The following is a 14,835-nucleotide window of genomic DNA, read 5'->3' as shown; positions in this document are numbered from 1 at the left end:
CCTCAACGCATGCCGGTACGGTCACGGTTCCGGCACCGGTGAAATGGCCGCGCTTGCCTTCTCGCCCGACGCGGGCCACCTGTGCCGCGGCGCGACGCCCGGCCGATCCGGCGCGACGCCGAGACGTGAGCCGAGGACTTCGCCCGTATGCCGAACACCGCCCTTCTCCGGCGCGTCAGCGCGCTCGCCGTCATGATCGCGATGCCGGGACTGGCGCTGGCCCAGGCACCCCAGAAGGCCCCGACGCCGGCCGCCAACACGCCGGCGGCCCCCGCCGCGACGCCGGCCGCCGCGACGCCGGCTGCCGCGCCGAGCGCGGACGCGGTCGTGGCGAGCGTCAACGGCAAGCCGATCACCCAGGGCGACCTCGCCATCGCGGCCGATGACCCGGCCCTGTCGCTGCCCGGCGTCGACGAGGCGCAGAAGAAGAACCTGCTCGTCGACTACATGGTCGACCTCCGCGTCGGTGCGCAGGCCGCCGAGGCCGCCAAGATCGGCGACACGCCGGAGTTCAAGCGCAAGCTCGCCTATTTCCGCGACAAGCTCCTGCTCGACGACTACCTGGAGCAGGAGGCCAAGCGCGCGGTCACGCCCGAGGCGGAGCACGCGATCTACGACCAGACCGTCAAGCTGATGAAGCCCGAGGAGGAGGTGCACGCGCGCCACATCCTGGTGGACAACGAGGCCGAGGCCAAGAAGATCGCCGCGCGCATCAAGGGCGGCGAGGATTTCGCCAAGGTCGCCGCCGAGGCGTCGAAGGACCCGGGCTCGAAGGCCGAGGGCGGCGATCTCGGCTGGTTCACCAAGGAGCGGATGGTGCCCGACTTCGCCAACGCCGCCTTCGCGATGAAGGCCGGCCAGGTCTCCGACCCGATCAAGACCCAGTTCGGCTGGCACGTGATCAAGGTCGAGGAGAAGCGGACCAAGCCGCAGCCAACCTTCGACGAGCTCAAGGAGCAGATCGACCAGCACCTGATCCGCAAGGCGCAGCAGGACATGATCCTGAAGCTCCGCTCGGAGGCCAAGATCGAGCGCGCCGACGCGCCGCCGGCCGCGCAGACTGCGCCCGAACCGAAGAAGTAGCGCTCGGCGCCCGACCGGCGCGGCCCCCGGGGCCGCGCCCCGTCGTCAGTACGGCCGGTCCGGGACGAGGTAGCTGGACTGCGCCGGGGCCGGCTGGGGCGTGATCCCGAGGGCCGAGAGTTCGGCGCTGCGGCGCCCCTCGGCGATCCTGTCGAGCACCGCGATCAGCAGCCACGGACACGCGATGCCGATGAAGAACGCCATGTGATCCTCCCGCGCCGAACCTCTGGGCCCGCTCGGCTTGGGAGAAGAATAGGCGGGCCGGGCCGCGCCGCAAGCGGCATCCCGGCCGGGATCTCAGATCCAGCCCTGCAGCTCGCGGCGCACCACGTGCTCGATCACCCGCATGCCGAGGTCGCTGTCGTTCAGGCACGGGATGTAGGCGAAGCGCTCGCCGCCATTCTCCTCGAAGTAGTGGCGATTCTCGCCGTCGAGTTCCTCAAGGGTCTCCAGGCAATCGGCCGTGAAGCCCGGGGCGACGATCGCCATCCGCTTCACGCCCGACTTCGCGAGCTCCATCACGGTCTCGTCGGTGTAGGGCTTCAGCCACTCCTCGTTGCCGAAGCGCGACTGGAAGGTCACCCGCATCTTCTCCGGCGACAGGCCCAGCGCCTCGCGGATCAGCCGCCCGGTCTTGTGGCACTGGCAATGGTAGGGATCGCCCTTGAGCAGGTAGCTCCGCGGCACCCCGTGGAACGAGGTGAGGATCACCTCCGGCTCGAAATCGAGCTTGGCCAGACCCTCGCGGATCGAATCGGCCATGGCGGCGATGTAGACCGGGTCGTCGTGATAGGGCGGCGAGACGCGCACCGTCGGCTGCCAGCGCATGTCCATCAGCGCCCGGAAGGCCTGGTCGCAGGCCGTGGCCGAGGTCGCGGCGGCGTATTGCGGGTAGAGCGGCACCAGCAGGATGCGGTCGCAGCCCTGGTCCAGCAGCGCCTGGATCCGGCCGGCGACCTCGGGCTTGCCGTAGCGCATCGCCCAGTCGACCACCACGGACTCGCCCATCGCGGCCTGGAGGCGCTCGCACTGGCCGCGGGTGATCGTCTTCAGCGGCCCCTCGTTCAGCGCATTGTTCCAGACGCTGGCGTAGTCGCGGCCCTTCGGGCCGGGGCGCTTCGTCAGGATGATCAGGTTGAGCAGCGGCCACCAGATCAGCCGCGGCACCTCGATCACGCGGCGGTCCGAGAGGAACTCCTTGAGGTACCGGCGCATCGGCCAGTAGGACGTGCCCTCGGGCGTCCCGAGATTCATCAGGAGCACGCCGACGCGGCCCCAGGCCACCTTCGGGTGGTCGGCCGGCAGGGCGTTCGCCGCGGGCTGCAGCGGTGCGAGGGGCCGGCCATTCGCCAGCGCGGCGGGTTCGACGCGTTCGTTCATGGCAGCGTTCCGGCGCCGCGCGCCGAGATCCTTCCTCTGGTTTCCGATATCCGGCGGCCGGCGCGGACGCCTCGAGCTTGGCCGGAGCTTAAACCCCGTCGGGTGCGCCCCCATGTAGGGTGCGAAGCCGCCCGGCGAAGACCGGACGCGCCATGTCGCACCGCGATAGGCGGGACGCTCGACCCCAGTCCCTAAACACGGGCGGCTCCCGGCCGCAACCGCCGCGCCCGTGACGGTGCTCCCCCGCCCCCTATCTGGCCGCGGAACCCGACCGCGAGAGACCATGACCGACACGCCCGTCGCCGACGCCCTCACCGCCTTCCGCGCCTCGGGTTCGCCCTGGCTGAGCCTGCCCTTCTTCGCCGGCGGGGAGGCCGACGCCGTGGCGGCGCGGGTCGATGCGCGAATCGCCGCGGGCGCCCGCGTCCTGCCGGCGCCGGACCGGATCTTCCGCGCCCTGACAGAGACCCCGCCGCAGGACGTGCGGGCCGTGATCCTCGGCCAGGATCCGTACCCGACCCCGGGCGACGCCAACGGCCTCGCCTTCTCGTTCGTGGGCTCCGGTCGCCTGCCAGCCTCGCTGAAGGTGATCCTGGCGGAGGCGAGCTCCGACCGCGCCGCGGGCGGCGACCTGACGCCCTGGGCGCGGCAGGGCGTGCTCCTGCTCAACAGCGCGCTCACCGTCGAGGCCGGCAAGGCCGGGGCGCATCTGCGTTACGGCTGGGCCGCGCTGACCGACGAGGCGGTGAGCGCCGTGTCGGCGCGGCCCGAGCCCGCGGTGTTCCTGCTCTGGGGGGCCCAGGCGCGGGCCCGGGCCGCGCTGATCGACGCGACCCGCCACGGCGTGTTCGAGAGCGGACACCCCTCGCCGCTCAACCGCGCCCGGGATTTTCCGGGTTCCGACCCGTTCGGCCGGGCCAACCGGTGGCTCGCCGAGCACGGGCGTCGGCCGATCGAGTGGCGCCTCGGCTGAGGCCGGCGTCGATCCGGAGCGCGACCGATCACGGCTTGGCGGGCTCGGCGGGCTTCGCAGGAGCGGCCGGCTCCTGGCCCGCGGGCAGGAGCACGTTCTTGGCCACCGTGCCCTCGGGTCCGTACTCGCCGGCCACCGCGAGGCAGGCCTGGTCGCGGTTCTGCGCCATCTGGTTCGACATCAGCGTGAACATGGTCTGCACCCGGTTGCCGAACGGCCCCCGCGGCTGGACGTCGCCGATCTGCACGTTCTGCTTCGCCAGCAACGCCTCGAACTGGTCGCTGCCGATCCGGTAGCCGCAGACGTTCGAGGCCGCGAAGATGTAGGCGGCGAATTCCAGCGCCCGCGGCGACGGGGCGTTCCGGATCTGCGCCTGCGCCGGCAGGGCCGCGAGCGTGGCGGCGGCGAGGAGAGAGATCCGGGTCGTTGTGGGACGCATGCGCGGCGGTTCCTCGATCGTGGGCGGCCTCTGACGGGCGGCCTCTGGCGCGCGGGACATAGGCCGGACCCGCGCGCGCGCCAATGCGACCGAAGATGCGGCCCGAGATGCCGACGATTCGCCCGTCGCCGTTCACGGCCCGTTGGCCATGGCGGCAGTCGCCGGCCCGCGCGCCGACGAAAATGCGGTCGTTTTTCGGCGGAACGCCGGCGCGTGAGAGAGTGTTAACCTGCTCGCGTCACGCCAGGACCCGCAGTGTGTCCAGATTCAGGCGGTCCGCATCGCATGTACGGCGTCCATTCCCCGGCGGCCTCCATCCCTCTTCCGGCTCGAGACGCCGACCGGCGCGCCCGGCCCGGCGCGCAAGGAGTCGCCAACCCGGAGCGGCGTGTCGGGCCGGCCGTGCCGGTCGCCGCGATCTGTCCGCACCGCTTCTCGCGCTGGGCCTGGGGCGAGGGCCTGCGGGCCGGGCAGACCGTGGCGCTCATGGTGCAGGATCTCGGGCAGGCGGAGGCCATGCGCCTCGGCCTCACCCGTCTCGGCCTGCGCGTCGTCTGCCTCGACTGCGCCGGCCGTGACCGGGCGCTCGCCGACAGCCTCTCCGAGTCGGGCGCCGTGCTGGTGGTCGTCGATGCCGCGCTCGCCGATGCCTATGCCGGCGTGATGGGCCGGCTCGACGCCTATCCCACGCTGTGGTGGAACGGGCCGGGCGCCGACTACGCGAGCCTCGACCTCGCCCTGGCCGAGCAGGCCTGACAGCCGGCTCATCGCGGAGGCCGGGCCGCGGCGCCGTCGCGAACCGGAAAACCGCGTGCTACCGTCCGGCGACGCGACCGGCCCCGCCGCAGGGAGGCCGGCGCCGGGAGACGCCGCCATGACCGCAGCCCTTGCCACGGCCCCCGCCGCCACCCCGGAGGCGCCTGTGCTGCTGCGCAGCGACGCCGACGGCGTCGCGACCCTGACGCTGAACCGGCCGCAGGCCCGCAACGCCCTGTCGATGGCCCTGATGGGCGCGCTCCAGGCGCAGCTCGACGCGATCCGCGCGGATCCGTCCGTGCGGGTCGTGATCCTGCAGGGGGCAGGCCCCGCCTTCTGCGCCGGGCACGACCTCAAGGAGATGCGCGCCGACCCGTCCCGGGAGGCCACCGAGGCGGTGTTCCGCACCTGCGCCCGGCTGATGCTGAGCCTCACGCGCCTGCCGCAACCGGTGATCGCCCGGGTGCACGGGATCGCCACCGCCGCCGGGTGCCAGCTCGTCGCCACCTGCGACCTCGCCGTCTGCGCCGAGACCGCTCGCTTCGCCACGCCGGGGGTGCAGATCGGCCTGTTCTGCTCGACCCCGATGGTCGCCCTGTCGCGGGCCGTGTCGCGCAAGGCCGCCCTGGAGATGCTGCTGGTCGGCGACCCGATCGACGCCGCGGAGGCTCTGCGGATCGGGCTCGTGAACCGCGCCGTGCCGGAGGCGGATCTCGACGCGGCGGTGAGCGCCCTCGCGGCCCGGATCGCCGGCAAGGCCCGGCGCGTCCTGGCGATCGGCAAGGAGGCGTTCGGCCGGCAGATCGAGATGAGCCTGGAGGACGCCTACGGTTACACGGCGGAGGTCATGACCCGCAACATGATGATGGCCGACGCGCAGGAGGGGATCGACGCCTTCCTGGGCAAGCGACCGCCCCGCTGGGAGCCGTGAGCTGGCCTCCTGGCGCGATACGACGCAGGCGGTTCTGCGCGGCGCGCGTAGGTGATGGCGCCGCCCTGCTCTAGGATGAGGGCCTGTCCGATCCTGCCGGGCTCGGCGCCGCAACGCGGAACGGCTGATGAGCACCCTCGACCTGCTCGGTCTGACGCTGTCCTTCTACGGCACGATGCCGCCGCCGCGGCCCCCGCGGCCGAACCGCAACGGTGCGACCTGGGCCGCCGCCGTGATCTTCGGAGGCGTCTGCATCGCGACGGTCGGGCCGATGATCACCATCTGGAGCTTCCACCGCCCCTACGCCGAGGCCAAGGCGCGCTGCATCGCCTCCGGCGGCCGGGTCCTGTACGGGGCCCTCGACGGCAGCGGACCCTATCGCTGCGAGCGGCCCGCGGCCGCGGCGGCCATTGCGCATCCGGCCAAGCCGGCGGATTGATCCGCCCGCCGCATGGGCTTTAGGTCGATCCGGCGCCCCCCGACGCGAACCCGGATAGCCGCACCTTGGAAAACGCGATCACCCGCTGGGTCCAGTCGACCGCCCTGATGCGGTCGGATGTCGAGGCCCTGCTCGGCTTCGCGCTGGCGATCGGCGTCACCCTGCACGCCCTGCTGCGCAAGCGCCGGGTCAGCGTGGCGGTGGGCTGGATCGGGCTCGCGTGGCTGTCGCCGATCTTCGGTACCGCCCTGTACCTGACCTTCGGCATCAACCGCGTCTCGCGCCGCGCGCGGCGGCTGCGGACCAAGCCCTCCGACGCGACGCAGCTGCCCGACACCGACGACGCCGTGGTGCCGGAGGCGCTCTGGCCCCTCGACCGGGCGATCCGGCGGATCACCGGCCTGCCGGCCTTCGCCGGCAACACCGTGCAGATGTTCCGCAACGGCGACGCGGCCTACCCGGTGATGCTCGCGGCGATCCGGGAGGCGCGGACCAGCATCGGTCTGTCGAGCTACATCTTCCGGGACGACGCCACCGGCCGCGAGTTCTGCGACGCGCTGGTCGAGGCGCAGGCCCGGGGCGTGAAGGTCCGCGTCATCATCGACGGGATCGGCGGCGGCTACTTCCGGGCGCCGGTCTACCGCCGGCTGACGGCAGCCGGGGTGCCGGCGGCCCTGTTCATGCACTCCGCCCTCCCCTGGCGGATGCCGTTCCTCAACCTGCGCTCGCACAAGAAATTGCTGGTCATCGACGGGCGGATCGCCTTCACCGGCGGCCTCAACATCTCCCACCCGAACCGCGTCGCCCTGAAGCCCGAGCACCCGATCCGCGACACCCATTTCCGGATGACCGGCCCCGTGGTCGAGCAGCTCGCCGCCGCCTTCGCGGCCGACTGGGCCTTCGTGGACGGCGAGATCCTCGACGGCCCCCCGTGGTTCGTCGACCTCGAGCCGTGCGGACCGAGCGTCGCCCGGGCCGTCACATCCGGCCCGGACGCGGACGTCGAGAAGATCGAGCAGGTCATCCTCCAGGCCCTCGCCTGCGCGCGCCGGTCGGTGCGCTTCGTGACGCCCTACTTCCTGCCCGACGAGCTCGTGACCGGCGCGCTCGCCCAGGCCGCGACCCGGGGCATCACCGTCGACGTCATCATCCCGCGGGTCAGCGACCACCCGTACATCGACTGGGCGACCCGGGCGCATCTCGATCCGCTGTTGCGGGCCGGCGTGAACGTCTGGCTCGACGAGCCGCCCTTCGACCATTCCAAGGCGATGGTGGTCGACGACATCTGGTGCTTCGTCGGCAGCGCCAACTGGGACATGCGCAGCTTCCGGCTCAATTTCGAGCTGAACGTCGAGATCATCGACGCGGACCTCGCGGCCCACCTCGACCGGTTCATGCGCGGCAAGATGGAGGCGCGGCTCAGCCGGGAGGATCTCGCCGCGCGCGGCCTGCCGCTCCGTCTGCGCGACGCAGGCGTGCGACTGCTGCTGCCATACCTTTGAACCGGGCGGGCGCGTGCGCCTCCGGCGCCGGGCCGAGATGGACGACGATCGGCCGGTGATCGGAGCGCCCCCGCGGCAGCACCGCGTGCGCGTGGCAGACGAGCCCGCGGGCCAAGCAGCGGTCTAGCCGCAGCGGCAGGACCTCGACCATCGCGTGGGTCGGTTGCCGCGGTCCGACATCGCGGAACCCCGGGATCAGCGCCGGGCCGACGATGTTGTAGTCGCCGAGCACGGCCGCCCGCGGCGGCAGCTCGCTGACGATGCGGCGCAGCTGGCGCCGGTTCAGCATCTGTCCGTGCGAGAGGTGGACATTGGCCACGCCGAACTCGCCGAGGTCGAGGATCTGGCAGACCCGGTGCACGAGGGCGCCGGAGGGGAGCGCTATGACCCGGGGCGGGGCCGTCCAGGGCTTCGGGCTCCACATGGCGAGCCCGTGGATCCGGCCCGGCAGGGGGGCCCAGGCGTAGTGGCCGCCGATCCGGTCCAGCAGGAAGCCGATGGCGCGGGTGGCCTCCTGCATCAGCAGCAGGTCCGGCTTCTCCTGCGCCACGAGGGCGGCGACGTCGTCCACCGCCGCGCCGGTGCGCCGCAGCAGGTTCCAGCTCACGATCTTGAAGGGCTGGTGCGGCCGGTCTGCCGGGCGGATGGGAGTGACGGGTGACGGTGCGGGGTTGGAGCGGGCCGGGCGTGCAGAAGGATTCATCGGGCCGGTCTCGTACCTCAACGCGCGGCGCTCCCGCCACCGCCACGCTCTAACGCGCCCGGAGCCGGGACGTTCGACCGGTGCCGCGCCGTGATCGGGCTTGCAATCGGGCTTGCCGTGATCGGAAAGGGGCCGCGATAGCGGTGCCGCTCGCGGACGCGCCCGGGGCCGATCTCTTCGCCCCACAGCGCATCGCAGGACGGTGCTTGAGGCGGACCCGGTCGGCGGCCTAAGAGCCGGCACGGCGCTGCGCCGGCCGCTCCGCGGACCGCCGCGTGCCGCCATCCACCGATCCCGTCCGGAGGCCATGACGGCGTTCAGCTTCATCCATGCCGCCGACCTGCACCTCGGCAGCCCGCTGGCGGGGCTCGCCGCGCGCGACGCGGATCTGGCCCGTCGCCTCGCCTCGGCGAGTCGGCAGGCCTTCGAGGATCTGGTGAGCCAGGCGATCGAGCGGTCGGTCGCCTTCGTGGTGGTGGCGGGCGACGTCTACGACGGCGACTGGGCCGACACCACGATCGGCCTGTTCTTCGCCCGGCAGGTGGCGCGCCTCGACCGCGCCGGCATCCCGACGATCCTCGTGCGCGGTAACCACGACGCCGAGAGCGTCATCACGCGCTCGATCACGCTGCCGGCCTCCGTGCACGTCTTCCCGACTGCCCGCGCCGGCACCCTGCGCCTCGACGCGCTCCGCGTCGCGGTCCACGGCCGCAGCTTCCAGGGCCGGGCCGTCGAGGAGAACCTCTCGCTGACCTACCCGGCCGCCGTGCCGGGCTGGTTCAACCTCGGGGTCCTGCACACCTCCTGCACCGGCCACGCGGCCCACGAGACCTACGCCCCCTGCTCGGTCGCCGACCTCGCGGCCCGGGGCTACGAGTACTGGGCGCTCGGCCACATCCACGAGTACGCGGAGCTGTCCCGGGATCCCTGGATCGTGTTCCCCGGCAATCTCCAGGGCCGGAGCGTGCGCGAGTGCGGCGAGAAGGGGGCCGTCGTGGTCGACGTCGCCGACGGTCGGGTGACGGGGGTGAGCCGCCTGCCCCTCGACCGGGCGCGGTTCGAGCGCGTCACGGTCGATCTCGGGGCGGTGGCCGACGCGCGCGGCGCCGTCGAGGCCGTCGAGGCGGCGCTTGCGCCCCTGGCGCCGATCGCGGCGCGCCGGCTGCTCCTGGTCCGCGTCCACCTCGCCGGGACGACGCGGGCCCACGACGCCCTCGCGGCCGACCGCGAGTCCCTGACGGCCGAGATCCAGGCGGCCGCGCACCGGCTGCACGAGGACATCTGGCTGGAGCGCCTGAAGATCGAGACCCGCCGCCCGCGCGCCGCGGCGGAGCCGACCGGAGCCGCCATCGACCCCGCGGCCCTGCTCGCCGACCTCGACCGCGACCCCGAGTTCCGCGCTCGGGCGAAGGCGGCGCTGGCCGAGATCGGCGGCCGTATGCCGGGGACGGCCGCCGCGGAGGCCGACCTCGACTCGGAGTTCGACGCGCTCTGCGCCGAGGCCGAGGCGCTCGTCCTCGGCCGCCTCGGCGGCCGGCACTGCTGAGGCGCGCCCATGGACCCCCGATGCGCCTGATCCGCCTCGCCCTGGAGCGCTACGGCGCCTTCACGGACCGCACCGTCGCGTTCCGGCCGGACGCGCGCCTGCACGTCGTGCTGGGCGCCAACGAGGCCGGCAAGAGCACCGCCCTGGCGGCGGTCACGGACCTGCTGTTCGGCTTCGGCAAGACCACGCCCTACGCCTTCCTGCACGACATGCCGCAGCTGCGCCTCGGTGCGGAGATCGCCGCCGCCGACGGACGCCGGCTGTCCTTCCGGCGCCGGAAGGGCAACAGCCGCACCCTCATCGACGCCGCCGACACGCCGCTCGCCGACGACGCCCTCGCCCCCTACCTCGGCGGCCTGTCCCGGACGGTGTTCTGCCGGGCCTTCGGGCTCGACGCGGCGAGCCTCCGGGCCGGGGGCCGCGAGATGGTCGACGTCGAGGGCGAGGTCGGCGCGAGCCTGTTCGCGGCGGGCTCCGGCCTGCGCGGCCTCACGGATCTGCAGACGACGCTCGACGCGGAGGCCGACGCCATCTTCGCCCCGCGCCAGGCGAAGCACCGGACCTTCTACCAGGCGCTGGAGCGCCACGAGACGGCCCGGCGGGCGATCCGCGAGCGGGGCCTGCGCGCCGGCGACTGGCGCGCCCTGAACGACGAGATCGCCGCGGCGGCCGCGCAGCTCGAGGCGCTCCGGGCCGAGCAGAAGGCCGGCGCGGTCGCGCGCGCCCGGCTGGAGCGGTTCAAGCGCGTCCGGCCGATCATCGCCGAGATCGACGCGCTGGAGCAGCGCATCGCCGCCGAGGCCGACCTCGTCGACGCGGATCCCGCCTGGATCGCCCGTCTCGGGGCCGCCCTGGACGCGTGCCGCGCCGCCGATTCCGAGGCGGAGCGGGCCGAGGCCGCGCTCGACCGGGCCCGCAGCGAGGCCGAATCCGTCCCGGTCGAGCCGGGGCTGACCCACCGGGCGGACGAGATCCTGGCGGCATTCAGCGGCACCAGGGAGTTCGAGAAGGGCGGCACCGACCTGCCCCGCCTCGAGGGCGACGCCCACAAGGTCGGGCTGGAGCTGGAGCGGCTGCGCGCCCGGATCGGCGTGCCCGACCTCGCCGCGCTGGAGGCCCGCCAGCCCCCGGACGCCGCGCGGGCGCGAACCGAGCGGCTGATCCGCGACGGCCGGACCTTGGCGGCCGCCGAGGAGCAGGTCGCCCGCGACCTCGCCGCCGCCCGCGCCGAGCGGGAGCGCCTCGCCCGCGAGGTGGAGGCGGCGGACGCGGCCCGGGATCCGACCCCGCTCCGGGAGGCGCTGAAGCCCCTCGTCCGGCTCCACGAGTGGATCGCGGCCCGCGATACCCTGGACGGCGCGGTCCGCCGGGAGGCGGCGCTGCTGCGCAACCAGGCCGAGCGGCTGTCGCCCCCGGTCCCCGACCTCGCCGCCCTCGTCCGGACGCCCCTGCCCGCCCCCGACACGGTGGCGCGCTACCGTCAGCGCCTGGAGGCCAAGACCCGCGAGCACGAGCGAGCCGCCGACCGGTGCGACACGGCCCGCCGGCAGGTCGCGGTCACCCGGGCGCGGCTGCGGGAGCGCGAGGCCGGCCGGCCCGTCGCCACCCGGGAGCGGCTCGACGCCCTGCGGGCGACCCGCGACGCGGCGTTCGCGCCCCTGCGCGACGCTCTCGCGGCCGGCCGAGCGGCCGCCGTCGCCGAGATCGCGGCCTTCGAGCGCGCGCTCCTCGAGGCCGACCGCGTCGCGGACGAGCGGGCCTCCGACGCCGCCCGGGTCGCCGCCCACGCGGCCGACCTGGAGCGGCTCGCCGCCGAGGAGGCGGAGGCCGCGCGGGCCGACGACGTCCTCGCCGGTCTCGCCGCGGAGATCGCGGCGGGCGAGGCGGCGTGGGGCGAGGCCTGGCGGCCCGCCGGCCTCGTGCCCGGGCCGCCGGCCGAGATGGCGGCCTGGCTCGCCGAGGTGGAGAGCCTGATCGAGGCCGAGCAGCGCCTCGCGGCGCAGCGGATCGAGGCCGACCGCCTCCTGGCGCGGATCGAGACCGCGCGGGGGCCCTTGGCCGACCTGCGTACCCGAGCCGGGCTCGACGCCGCACCGGACCTCGAGATCGCCGCCGCGCTGGACGGTCTCGAAGCGCGCATCGCCGCCCTGGCGAGCCGCTGGGAGGCCAATCTGCAGACCGGCGGGCTGCTGCGCGCCGCGGGACTCGCCGTGGAGCGGCTGGAGGCGAGCCTCGCCGAGACCGCTGCCCGTCGCGCCGCGTGGCGGGCGGACTGGGCGGCGGCGCTCCTGCCCCTCGGCCTCGACGGTTCGGCCGGTCCCGAGGAGGCGGAGGGCGCGCTGGAGGCGTGGCGAAGCGTGCCGGACCGGCTGGCGGAACGGGCCGCCCTTCAGCGCCGCTCCGCCGGGATCCGGCGGGACATGGAGGCGTTCCGGTCCACGGCGGCCACCCTGGTCGGGGCCCTGGCGCCCGACCTCGCGGAGGTGTTGTCCGCCGGCGCGATCCGATCGCTCCACGGCCGCCTCGTGGCCGCGCAGGCCCGCGAGGCGCGGCGCGCCGAGCTGGACCGCCGCCGCGACGAGGCCGAGGCGGCCCATCGCGCCGCCGCCGAGGCGCGCGACGCCGCGCGGGCGACGCTCGTCCGGCAGGTGGCCGAGGTGATGCCGGACCTCGCCGCGGCACCGACGCCGGAGATCGACCGGCTGTTCGGCCGCCTCAGCGCGCGGGAGGCGCTGCGCGCCGAGCGCCTGCGGCTCCGCGGCACCCTCGCGGGCGCGGCCGACGGGCTTCCCGAGGCCGAGCTGCGGGCCGGCCTGGAGACCTTGTCCCCGGAGGCGATCGAGGCGGAGCTGGCGCGGCTGTCGCTCGAGGCCGATGAGCAGGCCGAGCGCGGCCAGGTCATCTTCGCGGACCGCGACCGGGCGGAGCGGCGGCGGGCGGAGCTCGAGGGCGGCACCGGCGCCGAGCTGGCCCTCGCGGAGCGCAAGGCCGCGGAGGCGGATCTCCAGGCGGCGGCCCGGTCCTGGGCCGTGCTGCGGCTCGCCGGGCTGATGCTCGGGCAGGCCGTGGCCCGCCACCGCGCGGGGCAGCAGGATCCGCTCGTCACCCGGGCGGGCGCGCTGTTCAGCGCGCTGACCGGCGGCGCGTTCTCCGGCCTGGCGCAGATCTACGACGAGGCCGACACGCCGAAGCTCGCCGGGCAGCGTGCCGGGGGCGGCACGGTCGCGATCGAGGGCATGAGCGAGGGCACCCGCGACCAGCTCTATCTCGCCCTGCGGCTGGCCTATCTGGAGGATTACGCCGGCCGCGCCGAGCCGGCCCCGTTCATCGGCGACGACCTGTTCTCGACCTTCGACGAGACCCGGACCGGGTACGGTCTGGACGCGCTGGCCGCGATCGGCACCCGCGTCCAGCCGATCCTGTTCACGCACCACCGCCACGTCGCGGACATCGCCCGCGACCGGCTCGGCGACTCCGTCGACGTGGTGACGCTCTAGGGGGGCTGGCGGAGGGGGCCGATCCGCCCCCTCCCCGTCCGCAGCCGCTCAGGCGCCCGCGCGCCCGAGATAGCGCGCCTCCAGGTGGGCCCGGAACGCCGCCGTGCCGAGCTTCGTCCCGGTGGCGCGGGTGAGCAGGTCGTCGGTGTCGAGCAGGCTCCCCACCGCGTGCACGTGCGCGCGGAGCCAGTCCCGCAAGGGTCCGAAGTCGCCCTGCGCGAGGCAGCCCGGCAGCGCGGGCTCGGTCGTGCGGGCCGCCCGGAACAGCTGCGCGGCCGCCAGGGCGCCGAGCGTGTAGGTCGGGAAATAGCCGAACGCGCCGCTCGGCCAGTGGATGTCCTGGAGGCAGCCGACCCGGTCGTCCGGCACGGTGAGCCCGAGCAGATCGCGCAGCCCGTCGTTGAACGCCCCCGGCAGGTCGCGCACCGCGAGGTCGCCCGCGATCATCGCGGTCTCCAGCCGGTAGCGCAGGAGGATGTGGGCCGGGTAGGTCGCCTCGTCGGCATCCACCCGGATGAAGCCCGGCGCGACCCGGGTGTTGAGCGCGTGAAGGTTCTCTGGCGACCATTCGGGCCCGGATCGCCCGAACGCCGCCTGCAGGAGCGGCGCCAGGAAGGTGAAGAACTCCCGGCTCCGGCAGGCCTGCATCTCGACGATGAGCGACTGGCTCTCGTGCAGGCTCATCCCGCGCGCCGCGCCGACCGGCTGGTTCCGCCACGCCGCCGGCCGGCCCTGCTCGTAGAGGGCGTGCCCGGTCTCGTGGAGAACGCCCATCAGCGACCGGCCGAAATCGGCCGCGTCGTAGCGGGTGGTGATCCGCACGTCGTCGGTGGCGCCGCCGCAGAACGGGTGCAGGCTGATGTCGAGCCGGCCGCGGGTGAAGTCGAAGCCCACCGCCTTCATCAGCGTCAGGCCGAGGTCGCGCTGCACCGTCACGTCGAACGGTCCGTCGAGCGGGAGCGGCGCCGGCCGGGACGCCTGGATCTCCCGGGCGCGGGCGATCAGGTCCGGCAGCCAGCCGGTCAGATCCGCGAAGAGCGGGTCGATGGTCGCCCGGCGCATGCCGGGATCGTAGCTGTCGAGCAGCGCGTCGTAGGGATCGAGGCCGAGGGCCGCGCCCTTCGCCTGGCCGATCTCCCGCTGGAGCCGCAGCACCTCGGCGAGGTGGGGTTCGAGGCGGGCGAAGTCGGCGTCGCGCCGCGCCTCGCGCCAGACCATCTCGGAGCGGGACACGGCGCGGGAGCTCGCCTCGACGAGGTCGCGGGGCACCGCGGTGGCGTGGGCCTGGGCGCGGCGCATCTCCCGCAGGTTGGCGGCGGCCCAGGGTTCGAGGTCCCCGGCCTGCTCGGCCGCCGCCAGCTCCTCGGCGGCCTCGGGGGCGGTGAGCATCCCGTGGGCGAGCCCGCGCAGGATCGCGAGCTGGTCGCCGCGGGCCTCGGCGGCACCCTCCGGCATCAGGGTCTGCGCGTCCCAGCCGAGGATCCCGGCCGCGCCCTCGAGGGCGGCGAGCCGGGCGAAGCGCTGTTCGAGGGTTTGATAGGCGGTCATGCGGTCTCCGTCGGAAAGGTCTCGCGGCGCGACGCTGC

Annotated in this window: 13 protein-coding genes; 8 read left to right on the top strand and 5 right to left on the bottom strand. The window is 74.4% G+C overall.

Annotated features, from left to right (window positions below; genetic code table 11):
• Positions 1–147 precede the first annotated feature (147 nt).
• Positions 148–1,083 carry a peptidylprolyl isomerase gene (locus ME121_RS14720; RefSeq protein ID WP_012317740.1) on the top strand — a complete coding sequence of 312 codons (936 nt, stop codon included), beginning with the start codon at positions 148–150 and terminating at the stop codon, positions 1,081–1,083.
• 45 nt (positions 1,084–1,128) lie between these two features.
• On the opposite strand, the gene ME121_RS33645 is transcribed toward ME121_RS14720, so the two are convergent.
• Both ME121_RS33645 and hemH read right to left on the bottom strand, forming a co-directional pair.
• Positions 1,129–1,287 (bottom strand): hypothetical protein, encoded by a 159-nt coding sequence (locus tag ME121_RS33645; RefSeq protein ID WP_012317739.1) that lies wholly within the window; start codon positions 1,285–1,287, stop codon positions 1,129–1,131.
• 93 nt (positions 1,288–1,380) lie between these two features.
• Positions 1,381–2,463, bottom strand: a complete 1,083-nt coding sequence (gene hemH, locus ME121_RS14715) for a ferrochelatase (RefSeq protein ID WP_012317738.1) — start codon at positions 2,461–2,463, stop codon at positions 1,381–1,383.
• A gap of 283 nt (positions 2,464–2,746) precedes the next feature.
• On the opposite strand from hemH, the gene ME121_RS14710 reads away from it, so the two are divergent.
• Positions 2,747–3,436: a uracil-DNA glycosylase gene (locus ME121_RS14710; RefSeq protein ID WP_024830990.1), complete on the top strand. Its 690-nt coding sequence runs from the start codon at positions 2,747–2,749 to the stop codon at positions 3,434–3,436.
• 28 nt (positions 3,437–3,464) lie between these two features.
• On the opposite strand, the gene ME121_RS14705 is transcribed toward ME121_RS14710, so the two are convergent.
• Complete coding sequence (locus ME121_RS14705) at positions 3,465–3,875, bottom strand: hypothetical protein (RefSeq protein WP_012317736.1); 411 nt, start codon at positions 3,873–3,875, stop codon at positions 3,465–3,467.
• 402 nt (positions 3,876–4,277) lie between these two features.
• Here ME121_RS14705 and ME121_RS14700 point away from each other — a divergent pair, with 402 nt between their 5' ends.
• The 4 genes from ME121_RS14700 to ME121_RS14685 all read left to right on the top strand — a co-directional run bounded on the left by ME121_RS14700 (position 4,278) and on the right by ME121_RS14685 (position 7,503).
• Positions 4,278–4,631, top strand: coding sequence for an AMP-dependent synthetase (locus tag ME121_RS14700; RefSeq protein ID WP_245297789.1), 354 nt, complete (start codon positions 4,278–4,280; stop codon positions 4,629–4,631).
• A gap of 118 nt (positions 4,632–4,749) precedes the next feature.
• The gene (locus tag ME121_RS14695; RefSeq protein WP_012317734.1) at positions 4,750–5,562 is read left to right on the top strand and encodes an enoyl-CoA hydratase; all 813 of its coding nucleotides are present in this window, start codon (positions 4,750–4,752) and stop codon (positions 5,560–5,562) included.
• Positions 5,563–5,689: 127 nt separating this feature from the next.
• Complete coding sequence (locus ME121_RS14690) at positions 5,690–6,001, top strand: hypothetical protein (protein ID WP_012317733.1); 312 nt, start codon at positions 5,690–5,692, stop codon at positions 5,999–6,001.
• A 65-nt stretch (positions 6,002–6,066) separates the two neighbouring features.
• Positions 6,067–7,503, top strand: a complete 1,437-nt coding sequence (locus ME121_RS14685; protein ID WP_029360418.1) for a phospholipase D-like domain-containing protein — start codon at positions 6,067–6,069, stop codon at positions 7,501–7,503.
• On the opposite strand, the gene ME121_RS14680 is transcribed toward ME121_RS14685, so the two are convergent.
• Positions 7,421–8,206 (bottom strand): endonuclease/exonuclease/phosphatase family protein, encoded by a 786-nt coding sequence (locus ME121_RS14680; protein WP_179239977.1) that lies wholly within the window; start codon positions 8,204–8,206, stop codon positions 7,421–7,423. The genes ME121_RS14685 and ME121_RS14680 overlap by 83 nt on opposite strands.
• A 307-nt stretch (positions 8,207–8,513) precedes the next feature.
• On the opposite strand from ME121_RS14680, the gene ME121_RS14675 reads away from it, so the two are divergent.
• Together ME121_RS14675 and ME121_RS14670 are read left to right on the top strand one after the other, a co-directional pair.
• Entirely contained in the window at positions 8,514–9,752 is a 1,239-nt protein-coding gene (locus tag ME121_RS14675) for a metallophosphoesterase family protein (protein ID WP_053621663.1), read from the top strand.
• 20 nt (positions 9,753–9,772) lie between these two features.
• Positions 9,773–13,249, top strand: a complete 3,477-nt coding sequence (locus ME121_RS14670) for an ATP-binding protein (protein ID WP_059409058.1) — start codon at positions 9,773–9,775, stop codon at positions 13,247–13,249.
• Between the two features lie 48 nt (positions 13,250–13,297).
• Here the strand turns inward: ME121_RS14670 and ME121_RS14665 are convergent, their stop codons facing one another.
• On the bottom strand, positions 13,298–14,797 hold the full coding sequence (locus ME121_RS14665) for a carboxypeptidase M32 (RefSeq protein ID WP_059409057.1): 1,500 nt from the start codon (positions 14,795–14,797) through the stop codon (positions 13,298–13,300).
• Between the last annotated feature and the right edge of the window lie 38 nt (positions 14,798–14,835).

It is taken from the genome of Methylobacterium sp. ME121, assembly GCF_000974725.1.
In the GTDB taxonomy this organism is placed as follows: Bacteria; Pseudomonadota; Alphaproteobacteria; order Rhizobiales; family Beijerinckiaceae; genus Methylobacterium; species Methylobacterium radiotolerans.
This window is presented reverse-complemented; position numbering and strand designations above follow the sequence as displayed.